A 20,559-nucleotide genomic window follows, 5' to 3' on the forward strand; every position below is an offset into this window, starting at 1 on the left:
GAGTAATGTGGCAAGACCTAAGGCAAGACCCAAGAGAAGAGAACGCAAAAATGTGGAACATGGGATCGCCCATATCAGATCAACTTTTAACAATACAATAATCACTATAACTGACACCAAAGGCAATTCTGTAGCCTGGGCCAGTGCAGGCGGTATGGGATTTAAGGGTACGCGCAAAGGCACCCCTTTTGCCGCCCAGATGGCAGCCGAGTCCGCTGCTAAAGTAGCAATGGAGCATGGGATGAAACAGGTAGAGGCTTACGTCAAGGGGCCAGGCAGCGGAAGAGAGGCAGCGATCAGGTCGCTGCAGGCTGCGGGTCTGGAAGTAAATATGATCAAAGATGTAACCCCAATACCGCATAACGGCTGCCGGCCGCCGAAACGCCGGCGTGTATAGACGAAAAAATAAGGAGGGACAAAATTCATGGCAAGACACACAGGTCCCGTATGCCGCTTATGCCGCCGTGAGGGGATGAAGCTCTATCTGAAGGGCGACCGCTGTTACTCGGAAAAGTGCGCAGTGGACAAACGAAGCTATCCTCCCGGTCAGAGGCACGAGGGCGCAGAAAGGAGACCGAGTACGGATTACAGCTCAGGGAGAAGCAGCGTACACGCAGGATTTATGGAGTTTATGAACGCCAATTCCGCCGTTACTTTGACCTGGCGGAAAGACAGCAGGGAATTACCGGTGAGAACCTGCTCCGCCTGCTGGAAACTCGGCTGGACAATGTTGTTTATCGCCTGGGATTTGCCCAGTCCAGGGCTGAGGCCCGCCAACTGGTACGGCACGGTCATTTTACCGTCAATGGAAAACGAGTAAATATACCGTCCTACCATATACGGACCGAGGATGAGATTGCTGTTCAAGAAAAAAGCAGGGAGTTGCCCCTGTTTGCTGGAATTGCTGAAGCAGCAGCACAAAAAAACACCTCCCCCCTGGCTGGAAGTAGATCTGGAGAGAATGCAGGGGCGGGTATTAGGAATGCCGGCACGCGAAGATATAGATATCCCCATCCAAGAACACCTGATTGTGGAGTTGTATTCCCGTTAAGGATAAGTTTCATAAAGGTGTTTGGGGAAGGAGGTATGTTGATGCTGGGTGATGAAAATAAACCGCGCATCGATTATGTGGATAAAAATGAAGAGGAAACATATGGGAAGTTTGTAGTGGAGCCGCTGGAGCGTGGCTATGGGACAACACTGGGTAACAGTTTACGCCGTGTGCTCCTCTCCTCCCTTTCCGGGGCAGCTGTAACATCTGTCCAGTTTGAGGGTGTTTTACACGAATTTAGCACACTTCAGGGAGTACGGGAGGATACCACAGATATTATCCTGAACATCAAGGGTTTAGCCCTCAAAATGTATGGGGATGAGCCCCAGATGATTCGTCTGGAGGCTGAGGCTGAGGGGGAGGTCACTGCCAAAGATATCAAAGCAGGGGCTGATATAGAGATCCTGAATCCCGATCTCTACATTGCCACATTGGAACCCGATGGCCGCCTCTTTATGGAAATGACTGTGGAAAAGGGCCGCGGTTATGTGCCAGCGGAGAGAAATAAAAAGTCAGAGCAGGTGATCGGGGAGATCCCTGTGGATTCTATCTTTTCACCTATTTACAAGGTAAATTATGCAGTTGAAGACACCCGGGTCGGGCAGCAGACTGACTACGATAGGCTGATCCTTGAGGTCTGGGGAAATGGAGCTATTGCCCCTGATGAGGCTGTAAGCCAGGCTGCAAAGATCATTTCCAAATACCTGCAGCTGTTTGTCAACCTGACGGAAATGCCGGAAGAAGACGAACCGGAACCTGAGGAAGAAGAAGACGATACAAACGTGCATCTAGAAAAACCTATCGAAGAGCTGGAGCTTTCTGTTCGCTCTTATAACTGTTTGAAACGTGCCGGAATTAACACTGTGGAAGAACTAACCCAACGGACCATAGAGGAAATGATGAAGGTGCGCAACCTGGGAAAAAAATCCCTTGAAGAAGTGGAAAATAAACTTGCTGAAATGAATCTTGAGTTGAAGAAGAGTGAGGAGTAGAAAGAGGTGATGGTGATATGCGGAAGCTGGGGATGCGAACTGACCCGCGGCGAGCCATGCTGCGAAACATGACAACATCCTTAATTAAGGAAGAGCGCATTGAGACAACACTGACCAGGGCCAAAGAGGTCCAGCGTTTAGCAGATAAAATGATCAGTTTGGGAAAACGAGGAGACCTGCATTCCAGAAGACAGGCAATGGCATATCTTCTCGATGAAACCGTTGTTAAAAAACTGTTTGATGAGGTTGCACCAAGGTATGAGGAGCGTTCCGGTGGTTATACACGGATCCTCAAAACCGGATATCGGCATGGGGATAGCGCCCCCATGGCCTTTTTAGAGCTCGTCTAGATGCCATGCGGCGTCTCAAGGTTACACTGGAATATGATGGCACACATTTTGCAGGGTTTCAAAAGCAGTCAGGCACAGACTTAAGGACGGTACAGGGAGTCCTGGAAGAATCTCTGGTAAGGCTTACCGGAAAAGAGACTCCCATAACAGGTGCCGGGCGGACAGACAGCGGAGTTCACGCCCTGGGACAGGTGGTGCACTTTGAAACCGGCTCATCCATTCCAGTGGAGCGTTTCTGCAGGGCGTTAAACGGAAAGCTGCCTCCTGATATAAAGGCTTTAGATGCTGTTGAGGTGGATGCCTCTTTCCATGCCAGGCGCAGTGCCTCAGGTAAAAAATACCGCTACCTGGTGTTCAACAGCAGGAAGCCTTTGGCACTTTGGCGAAATTACTGTTACCGCTTTCCCTTTCCTCTGGAGATGGCAAGAGTGAAAGAGTGTGCCGCGGTGTTAACCGGGGAGCACGACTTTAGAGCATTCTCGGTTGCAGGCAGCAGTGTAAAGAGTACGGTACGGCATCTTTATTCTGTTGATGCTGAACAGCAGGGGGATTGGGTCAGGTTTTCAGTTATAGGTAATGGCTTTCTTTATAAGATGATGCGGCTGATTGTAGGTACCCTGCTGGAGACAGGCTGTGGAAAACTTTCCCCCGGCCAGGTCAAGCAGATTCTGGAAAAAGGGGAGAGGGGGAGGGGTGGTTTTACCGCTCCCCCGCAGGGACTCTACCTGGTACAGGTATATTACCAGGATGGGTTTATTCTTGACAGAGACATATCGATCCCCTAGAATAAAACAGGTTGAAGAGCAGTAATATAGCTGAAATGGATGCAGCCCAAAGGGAAATGTTGAGAAGAGGAGGTTTTTGAAGTGCGCACATATATGGCCAAGCCAGATGAAGTGCAGCGTAAGTGGTATCTGATCGATGCAGAAGACAAGACGCTGGGTAGGCTGGCAACAGAGGTGGCGCGAATTTTGCGTGGGAAGCACAAGCCAACATTCACTCCACATATTGATACCGGTGACCATGTAATTGTGGTCAATGCGGAAAAGGTGAAGGTTACCGGAAATAAGTTTAAAGATAAGCAATACTATCGCCATACAGGCTATCCGGGCGGTTTGAAGGTGATAAATTTGCTGCACTGATCAGCAAAAAGCCTGAACAGGTAATTGAAAAGGCTGTCTGGGGGATGATCCCACACAACCGCTTAGGCAGGAGTGTTATTAAAAAGCTGCGGGTTTATCGCGGCCCGAACCATCCTCACGCCGCCCAAAGCCCTGAAGTATGGGAAATGGCTTAGTGGTTGGTCGTTAGTCGTTGGTGGTTGGAAGGTTCGCCACAGTTTCTGTTAAAGATTCCCGATCTTCAACATGTGCAGGGGGGTAGTCTCCGATGCGCATTAAAAGAATAAAAACAAAGGCCGAAGACAGGAATGTTGCGCCTTATGCCATCCAGGCGGTACCATCGGATAATGAAAACAGTGGCTGAAGTTGAATGTTAAGGAGCCGGCGGAAACAAGTTTTTCACAACTTCTGACATCTGACTTCCTGCCTCCACATTTTTTTTTGGAAAGGAGGTAACAACTTTTGGCGCAGGTACTCTATCAAGGAACAGGAAGACGCAAGACCTCTATAGCGCGTGTGCGAATCGTACCCGGTGACGGCAAGCTCATCGTCAATGGGCAGCCTATGGAGGAATATTTTGATACACGCACCCAGCAGATTATAGCCAGGCAGCCCCTGGAACTTACCAAGATGACAGGGCGTTTTGATGTGATTGCCAATGTTGACGGTGGTGGTTCAAGTGGGCAGGCAGGAGCTATTCGCCTCGGCCTGGCACGAGCCCTGATCAAAGCAGATCCGAACCTCCGACCTTTCCTGAAAAAGGCGGGGTTCTTAACCAGAGATCCCAGAATGAAAGAAAGAAAAAAATACGGTCTCAAGAAAGCCCGCAAAGCTCCACAGTACTCCAAGCGTTAAAGTTCAAGTGGCGGAAAACTCCGTCACTTTTGCTTTTCTGAAAGATCACGGGGACGGCAGACTGTGTGATAACTCCCAAAATCACCAGTTCAGCGGTCAGAAGTGGGGGTCATAACTGAAATAGCGGGTAATTGGTGTTCCTTATCCCTAAAAACAACCGGAATTAGATCGTAAGTGGGGGGACGGAAAAGGGCGCAATGGTTTTTACACAGTCTGACGGTTCTCGTGATCTTCTTTATGGGGATTATGGAAAATATGGGATCACGAGAACCGTCTCCCTGATCCCTTGTGTGGATATTTGTTCTTCTTTTTGCATACATTTTTAGGAGGATGAATTGAGGGAGGGGCAGTTGTGCGGAAGTTCATTTTCTTCAAGGTTTTTCGTCCCAAGCAACGGGTGGTTTTCGCAGTGATACTGGTGCTGCTGCTGGGGTGTGCCCTTTATCCCTATTATGCTTCATGCCAGGAGCGCAAGGCGGTGGAAGCCCTATCTTGGACAGTTGCCAGCAAGGTAATTGTTGTTGATCCGGGACATGGTGGAATAGATCCTGGTTGTGTAGGAAAAAGCGGAGTCCAGGAAAAAGAGATCAACCTGGCCATTGCCAGACGCCTTTCCACCTTTTTAAAACAGGCAGGTGCTACAGTGATCATGACCAGGGAGGGTGATTACGATTTAAGTGAAGAGGGGAGAGCACCGGAAGGGGTGCGCCATAAGGATGATCTGGCAGCGAGGGTGGAGTTGGCGGAAAAATACCAGGCGGATCTGTTTATAAGTATCCATATCAACAGCATCCCTCTCTCTGAATGTTGGGGTGCCCAGGTTTTCTATCATTCCGGTTCAAAGGAAAGCAAGCGCCTGGCAGGTTTGATTCAAAAGGAACTGATCAAAACCCTTGGGGAAAGCCATCGCTGGATCAAACCCGAGGATTTTTTTGTCTTGCGCAGCCACAAGTGTACGGCTGTAATTGTAGAGGCGGGATTTATATCCAACCCCCGTGAAGAGACTCTACTTGGTGACCCTATTCACCAAAACAAGCTGGCCTGGAGTATCTACGCCGGAGTTGTCCGCTTTTTTGCCGGGGATCCCTTGCCCAAAGAACCGGCATATGACTGATGCATTTAAGCATCGTGCCACTCTTAGCCAAACCCCCGTGCTTATCGCCTTCCTGCGTGTGTCAAGACAAACCCAAAGGCAGTATCGCTGTTTTGTCAAGACAGGTTTTGACTTGGCTGCCAACACCTTCGGCCCGGCAGTTCCCAGTAACAAACGACCAACGACTAACCACCAACCCGAAAAACATAAGCCTGAGGGAAACCTGGAGTCATCATGGACAACTTTTCGCCCCAGCATCTTTTTTCCAACGACTTACCACCAACTACCAATATAACTGATAATAATGGTTTACCAGGGGATGATCTAAAGAAGGGATTCATATCCATATTGCTGAAAGTAAAAAATAAAGGTAAGAAATCAAAGGGGCTGCCCTAAGCCCTGACGAAAAGAAGGTGATGTTGATCATGTTGGTTTGTGCCGGTGTATCGCCACACCCCCCGATCATCATACCCGAAATCGGTGGGGATGAACTGCAGAAGGCAAAAAGTACTGTCACTGCCATGCGGGAGTGGGCGGCTTTTATGACAGAGCAGCGCCCGGAAGTTCTCGTCTTTATCAGCCCGCATGGGGTTTTCACACGCAGACAGATGGGGTATTTACAGACTCAGGATCTCTTTGGGGACTTTACGGCCTTTGGTGCGATGGAAATATCCTTTCAGGTGAAAAACGATCTGGATTTGGCGCGAAAGATTGCCGAAGAGGCCAGCAGGGAGGGAGTGGAGGTGCTGGGGGTTGACCTGGACAACTGGTATGTCAATGACCCCGGCAGCCTGGACCATGGGATTACAGTGCCCCTCTACTACCTTGAGGAGGCAGGGCTGGATGCTTCACTTGTAGCATTTGGAATTAGCTTACTGCCTCTGCCAAATCTTTATAAGTTTGGACAGGCCCTGGGGAGGGTATTGGAGAGTTCCCCTCAACGCGCAGGTATTATCGCCAGCGGTGACCTCTCACATCGCCTTATGCCCGGGGCGCCTGCAGGTTACAGTCCCCGTGGTAGAGAGTTTGATCTGCTAATTAAAGAGTCTCTGGAGAAAATGGATGCCCAGCTACTCCTCAATATCTCAGATGATCTGGTTGAGGATGCGGGAGAGTGCGGGCTGCGCCCTATCATTATGCTGTTGGGAGCTCTGAAAAATTATGAGGTTGAGCCCACAATCTATTCGTATGAGGGGCCCTTTGGTGTTGGCTACCTGGTGGCGGGCTTCCGGATTGGCGATAGGGCAGAAGAGCCCGGGACATCGCCTGTTCAGCTTGCACGGGAGAGTCTGGAGCATTACCTGCGTACCGGCAAGGTCATGTCGATCCCGGACCCTGTTCCTGAAGGGATGGAAAAGAGTGCAGGGGTTTTCGTTTCCCTGAAAAAAGATGAACAGCTGCGGGGGTGTATTGGGACATTTGAACCTATACGGGAAAATATAGCCTCTGAAATCATACACAATGCGGTTGCTGCCGGGGTAGAGGATCCACGCTTTTGGCCGGTGGAATTGGATGAACTTTCTGAGATAGATATTTCTGTTGATGTCCTGACACCCTCAGAGCAAGTGGATTCAAAGGATGACCTCGACCCGAAGCGCTATGGGATCATTGTAAAAAGCGGTAGGCGTACCGGTCTGCTGCTCCCGGACCTGGAGGGTGTGAACACCGCAGATGAGCAGATCAGCATTGCCTGCCAAAAGGCGGGGATCTCTCCTGGCGATGAGGTAGAGCTCTACCGTTTTGAAGTGATCCGTTACGAGTAGGGAGGGGTTTTCAGCAGCCCGGGTGATTGCTCAGGGTATAGCCAACCATGATCCTGTTACGAGAAGGAGGGGTTTTCAGTGCAAGAAGCTTTGTATTATGAACAATTGGATGAGGGGCGGGTATGGTGTCATCTCTGCCCGCAAAACTGCAAAATTAGTCCTGAACGGCATGGAATCTGCCGCGCACGCCAGAATATAGAGGGCAAACTTTATACACTGAACTACGGCAAAGTCACCTCCGGGGGGGTTGACCCAATTGAAAAAAAGCCTCTTTATCACTACTATCCCGGAACGAATATCTTTTCTGTGGGGACCTTCGGCTGCAACTTCCGCTGCGGCTTCTGCCAGAACTGGGAGATCGCCCATGGTGATTCCCCTCCTACCAGGGAGGTGACGCCGGAAACACTGGTAGAGATCGCCCTGGAGGCCCAAAAGAGATCAGGGTCGATCGGTATTGCCTATACCTATTCTGAACCGCTGATCTGGTATGAATTTGTTTATGATACAGCGAAGATCGCACAGCAGAAGGGCCTGAAAAACGTCCTGGTCACCAATGGTTTTGTGCAAAAAGAGCCACTCCTGGAACTGCTCCCCTTTGTGGATGCCATGAACATCGATGTAAAGGCCTTTACAGATGACTTTTACAGAAAAACTTGCTCCGGGCGGCTGGAGCCGGTACTAAAGACTGTGGAACTGGCACAGCAGTCGTGCCATGTGGAGATCACCAACCTTGTGGTGCCGGGGATGAATGACAGTGACCAGGAAATAATAGGTCTTGTGGACTGGATTGCCTCAATAGACCCGGGGATCCCTCTGCATTTTTCCCGTTACTTCCCTCAGTATGAGTTCGACCTGCCTTCTACTCCTCTGGAAACCATGATCAGGGTTTTTAAGCTCGCTTCCAGTAAACTTCAATATGTCTATATCGGCAACGCCTGGGAAATAGCTAAAAATGACACACTCTGCCCGGAATGCGGCAGCCTTCTCATAGAGCGCTCCGGTTACGGTGTTCAGGTCAAGGGGCTGGAAGAGAACAAATGCCGGGAATGTGGGTATGAGGCGAGAGTAGTGGTTAGTAAATGAGAAGTGGGAAGTTGAATTGAGAAGTGGGAAGTGGGAGGTTGAATCGAGAAGTGGGAAGTGAGAAGTGGGAGGTTGAATTGAGAAGTGGGAAGTGGGAGGTTGGAAGTGGGAATAAAGTTAGTGGTTAGTTGTTGAAGTTCTGTCAAGACATGGGTAACACTAATGGTTCAACAGATAGGTAACACTCCATCACGTGCAAGGGGGACAGTTCCCAGTGCATCCGTAGTTAGCATCCGTAGTTAGTGGTTGGGAAAAGAGTCACCGGAAGGTGTTATTTGTATAGACAGGTATATACAGATTCGGCCTTTTGGTGACAGTCACCACATATTATTTTTTGGGTGTTGCATAAATATTCATAACAGCGTATAATAATTAGAAATCATTTTCTCAAGGGGCAGTATGCCCAATGCGGTGCTTGCATTATGAGCACAGCATTTCACTTTTTGTGCATAATTTATTGGCAGAGAGGATTAATATTAATAATAGGAGAGACAGATATGGCATTGAATGTGGGGATCATAGGGGCTACCGGGTATGTGGGCGAGGAGCTGGTTAGAATTCTTTGTCAGCATCCGGAGGTAACTGAAATAATCACAGCTTCGCGGGATTTTGCGGGGTCGACCTTGATGAGGTTTTTCCTCACCTGCGGGGGTATGCTGAGTTGGAGATACTGGATATGGAGAGGGTGCCGGAACTGATTCGCCGTTCGGATGTTGTGTTTCTGGCACTGCCCCATGGGGTTTCAGCACCCGCAGCCCAGGGGGTGCTGAAGGAGGGGAAAAGGGTGATCGATATAGCCGCGGATTTCCGTCTGCCTGACAGCTCGCTTTATGAAAAGTGGTATAAAGCTCCGCACGGGGCGCCGGAACTGCTGGCTGAGGCTGTTTATGGCCTGCCGGAGCTCTTTCGGCAAAAAATTAGCAAGGCGAAGCTGGTAGCCAACCCTGGCTGTTATCCCACCAGTGCCCTGCTTGCCCTGGCACCGCTGCTCAAGAACGGTCTTGTTGACCTGAGATCATTGATCATTGATTCCAAATCCGGGGTATCAGGTGCCGGAAGGGCCTTGGCCCTGGGCAGTCATTTTTGCGAATGTGAAGGGAACACAAAGGCCTATGGTGTAGGGACACACCGGCATACACCGGAGATCGCCTATTATGCCGGGGTTCTGGCTGGGAGCTCGGTTGATGTTGTGTTTACACCCCACCTGATTCCGGTGGCAAGGGGTATTCTGAGTACAGTTTATGCAAGGCTCAACAGTTCGCTGGACACCTCCGGCCTGCGCCGGATTTATCAGGATTATTATGCTGAAGAGGAGTTTGTACAGGTAGCCCGGGATGGGGAACTGCCGGAGACCAAGTGGGTGCTGGGAACCAACAGGTGTTTCCTCGGTGTTGTCGCAGCTAAAAAGCAGGCAATTATTGTGTCAGTGATCGATAACCTGGTCAAGGGAGCGGCAGGTCAGGCGGTACAGAATATGAACCTGATGTTTGGCCTTCCGGAGAATGCCGGATTAAAACAGCCGGTGATCTATCCTTGATTGAATCGTTGTTCTTATAGCTATTTGATAACTGTGCAACTAGGTGCAGTAATTTACAGCAGGTTGCTGCAAGTTGACATAAATGGGCTGCTCGAAGTAGTATATAGCTCTGTCAATCCACGAAAGGAAGGGGGTGCCTGTGTTCCTGGCAGTCCAACTGACTGCCCCTTCTTCATAGAAAGGCCGGTTAATCCGGGGAACCAGGAGTCATTTTGTCCCAACAGTTAAAATACAAGGAGATATCGGGTGGTGTGACCACCCCACAAGGATTTTTAGCAGCGGGAGTTACAGCTGAGATTCGTAAAAATGGGCGGCGGGATGTGGCCTTTCTTTACTCGGAAACACCTGCTGTAGCAGCTGCGGTCTACACCCAGAATCAGGTGAAGGCTGCCCCGGTTATGGTAACACAGGAACACCTGGCACAGGGATTGGCTCAGGCGGTTGTGGTGAACAGCGGGATTGCCAATGCCTGTACCGGGGAGCAGGGGCTTGCTGATGCCAGGATGATGGCTAAGCTGGCAGGTGATGCCCTGAATATCCCTGCGGAGCATGTGGCTGTCGCCTCCACCGGAGTGATCGGGGAGTATCTCCCTATGGAAAAAATAGAATCAGGGATCAAAGAGGCGGTAAGCCTTCTCTCCACAGAGGGTGGGGCTGCTGCTGCAGAGGCTATCCTGACCACAGATACTGTGACAAAGGAGTATGCTGTTCAATTTAACCTGGGTGGCAGAGAAGTAATAGTGGGTGGGATGGCTAAGGGATCAGGGATGATCCACCCGAATATGGCTACAATGCTTGCTTTTATTACAACTGATGCCTGTGTGGAGCAGCAGGTGCTGAAACTTGCCTTGCGGTGGGCGGTTGACCGTTCCTTCAATAATATTACTGTGGATGGTGATACCAGCACCAATGATATGGTGGTCCTCCTGGCCAATGGGCAGGCGGGGAACCCTGACTTTTCCGCTGATCAACCGGAGTTTACCCTCTTTCGGGAGGCGATTTATGCGGTCTGTGTGGAACTTGCTAAAATGATCGCACGGGATGGGGAGGGAGCCTCAAAATTTTTGGAGGTCCAGGTGAAGAATGCAGCCAGTGAAGAGGAAGCCCGTATCATAGCTCGTTTTATAGCTGCTTCCAGCCTGGTCAAGACTGCCATCTTCGGTGAAGATGCCAACTGGGGGCGGGTGCTTTCGGCAGCAGGTGCCAGCGGGGTTCTCTTTGATCCGAATCTAGTAGATGTTTATCTGGGAGATCTTCTAGTAGCTGCTGAGGGGAGAGGTCTGACCTTTGATGAGGAGCGGGCGAGTGCCATCCTACGGGAGCGGAATGTGACGATTACAGTGGACCTGCATCAAGGCAACTCCCTGGGAATAGCATGGGGTTGTGACCTTACTTTTGATTATATAAAGATTAATGCCGATTACCGCACCTGAGGGGAGGGAGAAGGATGGTTGTAACTGCACTGGAAAAAGCTTCGATACTTGTTGAAGCTCTGCCTTATATCAGAAAGTTTTCCGGCCAGACCGTGGTCATCAAGTACGGAGGCAGGGCGATGGTCAGTGAGGAATTGGAGCAAGGGGTGATGGCCGACTGCATTTTGTTGAAGCTGGTCGGTATCCACCCGGTAATTGTTCACGGTGGAGGAAAAGCCATCGATGCTATGCTGGCGCGGCTTGGCAAAGAAACGCGTTTTGTACATGGCCAGCGGGTTACCGATGAGGAGACCATGGAAGTGGTGGAGATGGTGCTGGCCGGGAAAGTGAACAAGGAGATCGTTACCCTGATCAACCAGCTGGGGGGGAAGGGTATTGGGATCTGCGGGAAAGATGCGGGGTTGATCACAGCCCACCAGAAGGTGCTTCCTGTTTCAGTAAAGGAGAGGGAGGACCTCGGCCATGTAGGTGAAGTGGAAAAGGTAAATCCCGAGATAATACAAACCGTAAAAGATGAGGGATACATTCCGGTGATTGCCCCTATCGGGGTAGGAAGGGATGGCAAGAGCTATAATATTAATGCCGATTATGTGGCCGGTGCGGTGGCAGCAGCCTTAAAGGCCAATAAATTGGTGCTGCTTACAGATGTAGAAGGAATTTTTGTCGATCGTGATGACCCTAAGAGTCTTCTTTCAGTGATCAAAGCCGCGGAAGTCCCTGATCTGATCAGCAGGGGAGTGATTGCCGGTGGGATGATTCCCAAGGTGGAGTGCTGTGTCTATGCCCTCAAGAACGGTGTGGGGCGCACCCACATCATCGACGGCCGCATCCTGCACTCAATCCTGCTGGAGGTCTTCACAGACGAAGGTGTCGGCACAATGGTAGATAAGTAGAAGATGCAGCGGGGATGCAGCGGGGACGGTTCCTGGCGCATTTCTGGAAGCAACGTGGACGGCCGACTTCCGGCTTCCGACCGCTAGTTCTGTCAGGCTTGCTTTATTGCTAATACATATCAGTGAGTGTATTGGGAACATGTTTTGTGGCCTATTTTTTAGCAATCGGAAAATTATTATCAAAGGACCAGCCGAAAAAACAGAAGTCGGAAACCGTAAGTCGGAAGTCAGAAGTAGACGGAAATGCTTCTCAGGTGGATCAAAGGTGGATCAAAGGTGGATCAAAGGTGGATCAAAGGTGGATCAAATTAACAGGAGATTCTCTCAATCCACTTTAGGCAACGAATTTTTCAACAACAAACAACAAACAACAAACAACAAACAACAAACAACAAACAACAAACAACAAACAACAAACAACAAACAACAAACAAACGACTAACGACTAACGGCTAACCACTATTGACGGGAGGAGATGTTATGACAGGTAATCAAATAACTGAAATGGGGAAGAGATACCTGATGCAAAATTATGCACAACTTCCCCTGGTGATCGCCAGGGGGGATGGGGTGCGTGTTTGGGATGATGAAGGTAAGTCTTATCTTGATTTTGTAGGGGGGATCGCTGTCAATGCTGTGGGACACTGTCACCCCAGGGTAGTTGCTGCAATCCGCGAGCAGGCAGAGCGGTTGATTCACTGCTCCAACCTCTACTGGTTTGAGCCCCCTGTGGTTTTAGCCCGGGAGTTGGCAGTCTTAAGCGGCCTTGACCGTGTTTTCTTTTGCAACAGCGGTGCTGAGGCTAATGAGGCAGCAATCAAGCTTGCCCGCAAGTACGCCTACGAACATGGCAGGGAGAACCCGGAGATCATTGCTTTTACAAAGTCTTTTCACGGCAGGACACTGGGAACACTGGCAGCAACCGGCCAAGAGAAGTTTTCCCGCGGATTCACACCCCTGCCGGGGGGGTTTCGCCATCTCCCCTTCAATGATGTTGCGGAGCTGAAGAAGGCTGTAGGGTCGCAAACCGCAGCTGTTATGATAGAGCCGCTGCAGGGGGAGGGCGGTGTCTATCCCGCTTCCCTGGAACTGATGGAAACTCTGGCTGAACTGCGGCGTGAAGAGGGGATTTTGCTCATCTTTGATGAGGTGCAGTGCGGCCTGGGGCGTACCGGAAAGGCCTTTGCTTACGAACACTACGGGGTGCGGCCTGATATCCTTACCCTTGCTAAGGCCCTGGGGGGAGGACTGCCTATCGGTGCTGCGGTGGCGCGGGAAGAGGTAGCCAGGGTTTTCCAGCCCGGCACCCACGGTTCCACCTTCGGGGGGAACCCGGTGGCCTGTGCGGCAGCAAGGGCGGTTCTTCAGGTGCTTCAGGAAGAGGGGCTTGTTGAGCAGGCAGCAAAGACCGGGGAGTATATGAAAGCATGCCTGGATGCTCTGCAAAAGAAGTATCCATTTATTAAAGAGGTGCGGGGGATGGGACTGTTGCTGGGGATGGAGCTTGACCGTCCCGGACAGGAGATGGTAGCACTCTGTCAGGAGCGGGGACTCCTGATCAACTGCACTGCAGAGCGGGTGATCCGCTTCCTGCCTCCTTTGATCATAACCAGAGAAGAGGTTGATGAGGCAGTGGGGATCCTGGAGGAGGCACTGCGTGTATTAATCTTGTCATAGAAAGCGATTTTTTAAACAATGGGGAGATGTAAAAAATGTCTGGTGCATACCTGGATAAAAGCTTAAAAGGACGGGATTTTCTGACGATATCTGATTTTACCGCTGAGGAGATCCGGCTGCTCATCGATGCCGCACATGACTTGAAGAGAGACTTAAAAGAGGGCATCCCTCATACGATTTTACAGGGGAAGAGCCTGGGGATGATCTTCACTAAGCCCTCTACACGCACCAGGGTTTCTTTTGAGGTGGGGATGTATCAACTCGGTGGCTATGCCCTTTTCCTGAGCTCCCAGGATATCCAGCTGCGCCGCGGGGAGTCCCTTCCTGATACAGCGCGCACCCTGGAGCGGTACCTGGATGGAATCATGATCAGAACCTTTGACCAGGAGGATGTGGATGAACTGGCCCAGTATGCCTCAATTCCGGTGATCAACGGACTAACAGATATTGTTCACCCCACCCAGGTAGTGGCGGATCTGATGACTGTAGAAGAGCACCAGGGTAAACTGGCGGGTTTAAAGCTTGCTTATATCGGGGATGGGAATAATGTTGCCCATTCCCTGCTGCAGATCTGTGCCAGGATGGGGGTGCATATGACCATCGCCTGCCCGCAGGGGTATGAGCCTGATGCGTCAGTTCTTCAATCGGCTAGAAATGATGCCGCCAAATCCGGTGTGCAGCTGGAGGTAGTGGATGACCCGGTAGAGGCGGTCAAGGATGCTGACGCTGTCTACACAGACATCTGGGCAAGCATGGGACAGGAAAAGGAACAGGAAAAGCGGGCACAAGTTTTCCAGCACTATCAGGTAAATACTGAATTGCTAAAAGGAGCAAATGAAGATGTGATTGTTCTGCACTGCCTGCCTGCTCATCGCGGTGAAGAGATCACCGATCAGGTGATCGATGGACCCCATTCGGTGGTTTTTGATGAGGCGGAAAACCGCCTGCATGCCCATAAGGCTATTATGGCCCTGTTAATAGGTTAAAGAGTGCCTGGCAGAAATGGATGTCAGATGCCGGAGGTCGGAGAAAAGACGGCCGCTTTTGGTGCCTGGTACTAAGGGGTATCCCTCTTTCCGGTGATCTTACCGGAGGTTGCATTGGTGTCAAATTGATTATCTATTTATGGAGACTCGCCGTTGACAATGGCGGGTTTTTTCTATAGAGCGATGTTATCTATGGGGCCGGCATCCGGATTTCTGCCTGGCCGCGGCGGGTTTCTTCTCTGTAGACTATGTTGCTCTTTGACACCGGCGGAGAATAAAAACAGAGGGAAAGTCAGCAAAATGGAGCAAAATGGTGACAGTCACCATAACCGAACACCACAACATATGACATGTAAAGAATGCCCATATATCTAATGCAGCATTCAAAACCATTTTACGCACTTTTCGCACAGCCTGCCGTTCTCGTATCCCACCCTGTGGATGAGAACCGAGTGAGACGCGAGAGTGAGACGCGAGAACCGTCCCCGTGTCTCTCCCTGTGGATGAGACGCGAGAACCGTCCCCGTGTCTCGACGTGTCTAAGGCCAATAAATTGGTGCTGCTTACAGATGTAGAAGGAATTTTTGTCGATCGTGATGACCCTCAGAGTCTTCTTTCAGTGATCAAAGCCGCGGAAGTCCCTGATCTGATCAGCAGGGGAGTGATTGCCGGCGGGATGATTCCCAAGGTGGAGTGCTGTGTCTATGCCCTCAAGAACGGTGTGGGGCGCACCCACATCATCGACGGCCGCATCCTGCACTCAATCCTGCTGGAGGTCTTCACAGACGAAGGTGTCGGCACAATGGTAGATAAGTAGAAGATGCAGCGGGGACGGTTCCTGGCGCATTTCTGGAAGCAACGTGGACGGCCGACTTCCGGCTTCCGACCGCTAGTTCTGTCAGGCTTGCTTTATTGCTAATACATATCAGTGAGTGTATTGGGAACATGTTTTATGGCCTATTTTTTAGCAATCGGAAAATTATTATCAAAAGACCAGCCGAAAAAACAGAAGTCGGAAACCGTAAGTCGGAAGTCAGAAGTAGACGGAAATGCTTCTCAGGTGGATCAAAGGTGGATCAAAGGTGGATCAAATTAACAGGAGATTCTCTCAATCCACTTTATGCAACGAATTTTTCAACAACTAACAACTAACAACTAACAACTAACAACTAACAACTAACCACTATTGACGGGAGGAGATGTTATGACAGGTAATCAAATAACTGAAATGGGGAAGAGATACCTGATGCAAAATTATGCACAACTTCCCCTGGTGATCGCCAGGGGGGATGGGGTGCGTGTTTGGGATGATGAAGGTAAGTCTTATCTTGATTTTGTAGGGGGGATCGCTGTCAATGCTGTGGGACACTGTCACCCCAGGGTAGTTGCTGCAATCCGCGAGCAGGCAGAGCGGTTGATTCACTGCTCCAACCTCTACTCGGTTTGAGCCCCTTGTCGGTTTTAGCCCGGGAGTTGGCAGTCTTAAGCGGCCTTGACCGTGTTTTCTTTTGCAACAGCGGTGCTGAGGCTAATGAGGCAGCAATCAAGCTTGCCCGCAAGTACGCCTACGAACATGGCAGGGAGAACCCGGAGATCATTGCTTTTACAAAGTCTTTTCACGGCAGGACACTGGGGACACTGGCAGCAACCGGCCAAGAGAAGTTTTCCCGCGGATTCACACCCCTGCCGGGGGGGTTTCGCCATCTCCCCTTCAATGATGTTGCGGAGCTGAAGAAGGCTGTAGGGTCGCAAACCGCAGCTGTTATGATAGAGCCGCTGCAGGGGGAGGGCGGTGTCTATCCCGCTTCCCTGGAACTGATGGAAACTCTGTCTGAACTGCGGCGTGAAGAGGGGATTTTGCTCATCTTTGATGAGGTGCAGTGCGGCCTGGGGCGTACCGGAAAGGCCTTTGCTTACGAACACTACGGGGTGCGGCCTGATATCCTTACCCTTGCTAAGGCCCTGGGGGGAGGACTGCCTATCGGTGCTGCGGTGGCGCGGGAAGAGGTAGCCAGGGTTTTCCAGCCCGGCACCCGACGGTTCCACCTTCGGGGGGAACCCGGTGGCCTGTGCGGCAGCAAGGGCGGTTCTTCAGGTGCTTCAGGAAGAGGGGCTTGTTGAGCAGGCAGCAAAGACCGGGGAGTATATGAAAGCATGCCTGGATGCTCTGCAAAAGAAGTATCCATTTATCAAAGAGGTGCGGGGGATGGGACTGTTGATGGGGATGGAGCTTGACCGTCCCGGACAGGAGATGGTAGCACTCTGTCAGGAGCGGGGACTCCTGATCAACTGCACTGCAGAGCGGGTGATACGCTTCCTGCCTCCTTTGATCATAACCAGAGAAGAGGTTGATGAGGCAGTGGGGATCCTGGAGGAGGCACTGCGTGTTTTAATCTTGTCATAGAAAGCGATATTTTAAACAATAGGGAGATGTAAAAAATGTCTGGTGCATACCTGGATAAAAGCTTAAAAGGACGGGATTTTCTGACGATTTCTGATTTTACCGCTGAGGAGATCCGGCTGCTCATCGATGCCGCCCATGACTTGAAGAGAGACCTAAAAAAGGGCATCCCTCATACGATTTTACAGGGGAAGAGCCTGGGGATGATCTTCACAAAGCCCTCCACACGCACCAGGGTTTCTTTTGAGGTGGGGATGTATCAACTCGGTGGCTATGCCCTTTTCCTGAGCTCCCAGGATATCCAGCTGCGCCGCGGGGAGTCCCTTCCCGATACAGCTGCGACCCTGGAGCGGTACCTGGACGGAATCATGATCAGGACATTTGATCAGGAGGATGTGGATGAACTGGCCCAGTATGCCTCAATTCCGGTGATCAACGGCTTGACAGATATTGTTCACCCTACCCAGGTAGTGGCGGATCTGATGACTGTTGAAGAGCACCAGGGTAAACTGGCGGGTTTAAAGCTTGCCTATATCGGGGATGGGAACAATGTTGCCCATTCTCTGTTGCAGATTTGTGCCAGGATGGGGGTGCACATGACCATCGCCTGCCCACAGGGGTATGAGCCGGATGTGTCAGTCCTTCAAGCCGCACGGAAGGATGCAGCCAAGTCCGGTGTACAGCTGGAGGTAGTGGAGGATCCGGTTGAGGCGGTCAAGGGCGCTGATGCTGTTTACACAGACATCTGGGCGAGTATGGGACAGGAAAAGGAACAGGAAAAGAGGGCGCAAGTTTTCCAGCACTATCAGGTAAATACTGAATTGCTAAAAGGAGCAAATGAAGATGTGATTGTTCTGCACTGCCTGCCTGCTCATCGCGGTGAAGAGATCACCGATGAGGTTATCGATGGACCCCATTCGGTGGTTTTTGATGAGGCGGAAAACCGCCTGCATGCCCATAAGGCTATTATGGCCCTATTAATAGGTTAAAGAGTGCCTGGCAGAAATGGATGTCAGATGCCGGAGGTCGGAGAAAAGACGGCCGCTTTTGGTGCCTGGTACTAAGGGGTATCCCTCTTTCCGGTGATCTTACCGGAGGTTGCATTGGTGTCAAATTGATTATCTATTTATGGAGACTCGCCGTTGACAATGGCGGGTTTTTTCTATAGAGCGATGTTATCTATGGGGCCGGCACCCGGATTTCTGCCTGGCCGCGGCGGGTTTCTTCTCTGTAGATTATGTTGCCCTTTGACACCGGCGGAGAATAAAAACAGAGGGAAAGTCAGCAAAATGGAGCAAAATGGTGACGCAAAATGGTGACAGTCACCAGTAACCCAAAGTGGTGACAGTCACCAATAACTGAACACCACAACATATGACATGTAAAGAATGCCCATATATTTATTGCAGCATTCAAAACCATTTTACGTACTTTTCGCACAGCCTGCCGTTCTCGTATCCCACCCGGTGGATGAGAACCGAGTGAGACGCGAGAGTGAGACGCGAGAACCGTCCCCGTGTCTCAGCCAGCAGAAAGTAAATTACTCAAGCCTGACCCCAGGGAGGGAAAGGTTGGTCGATGGCGAATACATAAAGCACATCCTAATACAGGAAGATAGGTAAAGTGGGGGATTTATTTGCGACTTCTTCATGCTGCAGATGTGCACCTGGCTCCGGGAGTGCCGGAGCGCATGGAGGCCTTCCGTTCTGTGTGTCAGATGGTGGAAGATCTCGACTGTTCAGCCTTACTCATTTGTGGGGATCTCTTTGATTCCACCGCTGCTGCCCAAGATCTCAGGGTCGAGGTGCGCGAATTGTTTGATTCCTTGGGTAAAGATGTCTTTTTGATCCCTGGCAACCACGACCTACAGGCTTTTCAATCCGGAGAGTACTACGGGAGGGATGTACACATCTGCAAGTATCCTGTCAGGTGGGAACTGGAGGGGGTTCCTCTCCTGGGAATACCCTATCTTCCAGGGCGGCAGGGTATCGAAGCACTCTGTTCCTTAGTGCATGGGGAAGAGTCCCCTTTTATAGCTCTTATGCATACGGATTTCTACAATTCATCGTTATCAGCCTGTTTTTTTGCTGAAGAGAAAGATGACCAAGGCAGTGCCTGTTTATGGGACCGGGATCTGGAGCAGTTCCCTCCGTCCTACATCGCATTGGGGCACTGGCACAACCCTACACGCCCTCCCATCAAGATTAACAACACACAGGTGGCCTACAGCGGAACTCCCTATCCTACGGCAAAGGGGGAGAATGGGGCGCGCATCGTTTTTCTCATCGAAGTTTCTGTTGAGGGTATTTGTGTAGAGGGGGCGGAGATCCCTGGGGTGCCCCGCAGAGAAGCGGTATCCTTCTTCTTTGTTCCCGGGGAAGAGGAAAAAATATTAGAAGAGATAGGCACTTTTCTGGAGAGTGAGGCTGACAGCCAGGTTATCCTGGATCTGGAGGCAGAGGGATGGGTAGAGGGTATCAGTGAAGAGGACTGTGCAGCAGAAATAGAATTGATGGTGAGAAAAAACCGCGCTCGCTGGAGAGCCGTCAACACCGGAACACCTCAGATCACCGGAATGGAGAGGCTGTCAGGGGTTGCCTTACGATGCCTGCAGTTCCTGGGTGAATTGGAACCCCCGGATCCCCTGGCTCTGGAGGACTGCAGTGACCCATCTCTATATGAACTCGCCCGGGAAGTGCGGGAAGACCGACATGGCCTTTATCGCAAGGCTCTTTCCTTGCTGCTGCAGCAGATGGGAAGGGGGAGATAGAGTGCGGATTTTGGAGATAAATTGCCAACCTGTGGGGCCCTTGACTAAACCGGTGTTGTATCTTCATAGCTATAAGAACTGCACAGTTGTTTTCGATGAAAATGAGACCGGGAAGACATCCCTGGTTGACATAATCGTAAATATGCTCTTTAAAAGAGGGAGCGCCCAGTCGCGCTTTCAATCACGGCGCTTTGATGACTATGATGGCTATGTAAAGCTGGAATACCAGGGGAATGAGATGACCTGCACAGGAAGTGTTGATCTGGACAAGAACTTCGGTTTCCCCCAGGAGTTTTCGCGGCTGCCTATTGTGCGCGGCAGTGACCTTCATTTTCTCTGGTCCGGCAAACGAGAGAAAAAGGGACCTCTTATTGATGCCTTGTATCCAGCATTTTTCAGCGGATTTTGAAGATAATCTGAGTACAGTTGTGGCAAATGCCCGCTCTGCGGCAGGGCTCCCGGCTAAGATGAACTACTGGACGAAGGGTAAACTGGAGGAGATCGGAGAGCAACTTGATCTTTACAGGAAAAAAGAATTTCTATTATCTGTTATG

General features: G+C 50.8%; 17 protein-coding genes and 5 pseudogenes. All 22 read left to right on the forward strand.

The window, feature by feature from the left end:
- Nucleotides 1-7 precede the first annotated feature (7 nt).
- Nucleotides 8-397, forward strand: coding sequence for a 30S ribosomal protein S11 (gene rpsK / locus SSCH_RS13745; protein ID WP_044665970.1), 390 nt, complete (start codon nucleotides 8-10; stop codon nucleotides 395-397).
- Between the two features lie 27 nt (nucleotides 398-424).
- Nucleotides 425-1,051: pseudogene (rpsD, locus tag SSCH_RS13750) on the forward strand (30S ribosomal protein S4).
- 41 nt (nucleotides 1,052-1,092) lie between these two features.
- Nucleotides 1,093-2,043, forward strand: coding sequence for a DNA-directed RNA polymerase subunit alpha (locus SSCH_RS13755; protein ID WP_044665991.1), 951 nt, complete (start codon nucleotides 1,093-1,095; stop codon nucleotides 2,041-2,043).
- Nucleotides 2,044-2,060: 17 nt separating this feature from the next.
- On the forward strand, nucleotides 2,061-2,393 hold the full coding sequence (gene rplQ / locus SSCH_RS13760) for a 50S ribosomal protein L17 (protein WP_044665971.1): 333 nt from the start codon (nucleotides 2,061-2,063) through the stop codon (nucleotides 2,391-2,393).
- 5 nt (nucleotides 2,394-2,398) lie between these two features.
- Complete coding sequence (gene truA, locus SSCH_RS13765; RefSeq protein WP_044665972.1) at nucleotides 2,399-3,178, forward strand: tRNA pseudouridine(38-40) synthase TruA; 780 nt, start codon at nucleotides 2,399-2,401, stop codon at nucleotides 3,176-3,178.
- Nucleotides 3,179-3,271: 93 nt separating this feature from the next.
- A pseudogene (gene rplM, locus SSCH_RS13770) lies at nucleotides 3,272-3,591 on the forward strand (50S ribosomal protein L13); the annotation flags it as partial.
- A 385-nt stretch (nucleotides 3,592-3,976) separates the two neighbouring features.
- Nucleotides 3,977-4,369, forward strand: a complete 393-nt coding sequence (rpsI, locus tag SSCH_RS13775; RefSeq protein WP_044665974.1) for a 30S ribosomal protein S9 — start codon at nucleotides 3,977-3,979, stop codon at nucleotides 4,367-4,369.
- Between the two features lie 352 nt (nucleotides 4,370-4,721).
- Nucleotides 4,722-5,483: an N-acetylmuramoyl-L-alanine amidase CwlD gene (gene cwlD / locus SSCH_RS13780; protein WP_044665975.1), complete on the forward strand. Its 762-nt coding sequence runs from the start codon at nucleotides 4,722-4,724 to the stop codon at nucleotides 5,481-5,483.
- Nucleotides 5,484-5,887: 404 nt separating this feature from the next.
- The gene (amrA, locus tag SSCH_RS13785) at nucleotides 5,888-7,225 is read left to right on the forward strand and encodes an AmmeMemoRadiSam system protein A (protein WP_052835670.1); all 1,338 of its coding nucleotides are present in this window, start codon (nucleotides 5,888-5,890) and stop codon (nucleotides 7,223-7,225) included.
- Between the two features lie 78 nt (nucleotides 7,226-7,303).
- Entirely contained in the window at nucleotides 7,304-8,308 is a 1,005-nt protein-coding gene (gene amrS / locus SSCH_RS13790; RefSeq protein ID WP_044665977.1) for an AmmeMemoRadiSam system radical SAM enzyme, read from the forward strand.
- A 497-nt stretch (nucleotides 8,309-8,805) separates the two neighbouring features.
- Nucleotides 8,806-9,845 (forward strand): annotated as a pseudogene (argC, locus tag SSCH_RS13795) (N-acetyl-gamma-glutamyl-phosphate reductase).
- A 212-nt stretch (nucleotides 9,846-10,057) separates the two neighbouring features.
- Complete coding sequence (argJ, locus tag SSCH_RS13800) at nucleotides 10,058-11,278, forward strand: bifunctional glutamate N-acetyltransferase/amino-acid acetyltransferase ArgJ (protein WP_044665978.1); 1,221 nt, start codon at nucleotides 10,058-10,060, stop codon at nucleotides 11,276-11,278.
- A gap of 14 nt (nucleotides 11,279-11,292) precedes the next feature.
- Nucleotides 11,293-12,171 carry an acetylglutamate kinase gene (gene argB / locus SSCH_RS13805; protein ID WP_044665979.1) on the forward strand — a complete coding sequence of 293 codons (879 nt, stop codon included), beginning with the start codon at nucleotides 11,293-11,295 and terminating at the stop codon, nucleotides 12,169-12,171.
- A gap of 265 nt (nucleotides 12,172-12,436) precedes the next feature.
- Nucleotides 12,437-12,613, forward strand: coding sequence for a hypothetical protein (locus SSCH_RS19585; protein WP_198142495.1), 177 nt, complete (start codon nucleotides 12,437-12,439; stop codon nucleotides 12,611-12,613).
- A gap of 38 nt (nucleotides 12,614-12,651) precedes the next feature.
- On the forward strand, nucleotides 12,652-13,848 hold the full coding sequence (locus tag SSCH_RS13815; RefSeq protein WP_044665981.1) for an acetylornithine transaminase: 1,197 nt from the start codon (nucleotides 12,652-12,654) through the stop codon (nucleotides 13,846-13,848).
- Between the two features lie 35 nt (nucleotides 13,849-13,883).
- The gene (gene argF, locus SSCH_RS13820; RefSeq protein ID WP_044665982.1) at nucleotides 13,884-14,834 is read left to right on the forward strand and encodes an ornithine carbamoyltransferase; all 951 of its coding nucleotides are present in this window, start codon (nucleotides 13,884-13,886) and stop codon (nucleotides 14,832-14,834) included.
- Between the two features lie 541 nt (nucleotides 14,835-15,375).
- Nucleotides 15,376-15,651, forward strand: a pseudogene (locus tag SSCH_RS13825) (amino acid kinase family protein); the annotation flags it as partial.
- A 411-nt stretch (nucleotides 15,652-16,062) separates the two neighbouring features.
- Nucleotides 16,063-17,238 (forward strand): annotated as a pseudogene (locus SSCH_RS13830) (acetylornithine transaminase).
- A 35-nt stretch (nucleotides 17,239-17,273) separates the two neighbouring features.
- Nucleotides 17,274-18,224 carry an ornithine carbamoyltransferase gene (argF, locus tag SSCH_RS13835; protein WP_044665984.1) on the forward strand — a complete coding sequence of 317 codons (951 nt, stop codon included), beginning with the start codon at nucleotides 17,274-17,276 and terminating at the stop codon, nucleotides 18,222-18,224.
- A gap of 647 nt (nucleotides 18,225-18,871) precedes the next feature.
- On the forward strand, nucleotides 18,872-20,005 hold the full coding sequence (locus SSCH_RS13840) for a metallophosphoesterase family protein (RefSeq protein ID WP_044665985.1): 1,134 nt from the start codon (nucleotides 18,872-18,874) through the stop codon (nucleotides 20,003-20,005).
- 1 nt (nucleotide 20,006) lies between these two features.
- On the forward strand, nucleotides 20,007-20,414 hold the full coding sequence (locus SSCH_RS13845; RefSeq protein ID WP_044665986.1) for a hypothetical protein: 408 nt from the start codon (nucleotides 20,007-20,009) through the stop codon (nucleotides 20,412-20,414).
- The coding region (locus SSCH_RS20490) for a hypothetical protein (RefSeq protein ID WP_232294488.1) at nucleotides 20,377-20,559 on the forward strand (183 nt) is incomplete at its 3' end. The genes SSCH_RS13845 and SSCH_RS20490, both read left to right, overlap by 38 nt.

It is taken from the genome of Syntrophaceticus schinkii (genome assembly GCF_000946815.1).
Lineage (GTDB): Bacteria > Bacillota > DSM-12270 > Thermacetogeniales > Thermacetogeniaceae > Syntrophaceticus > Syntrophaceticus schinkii.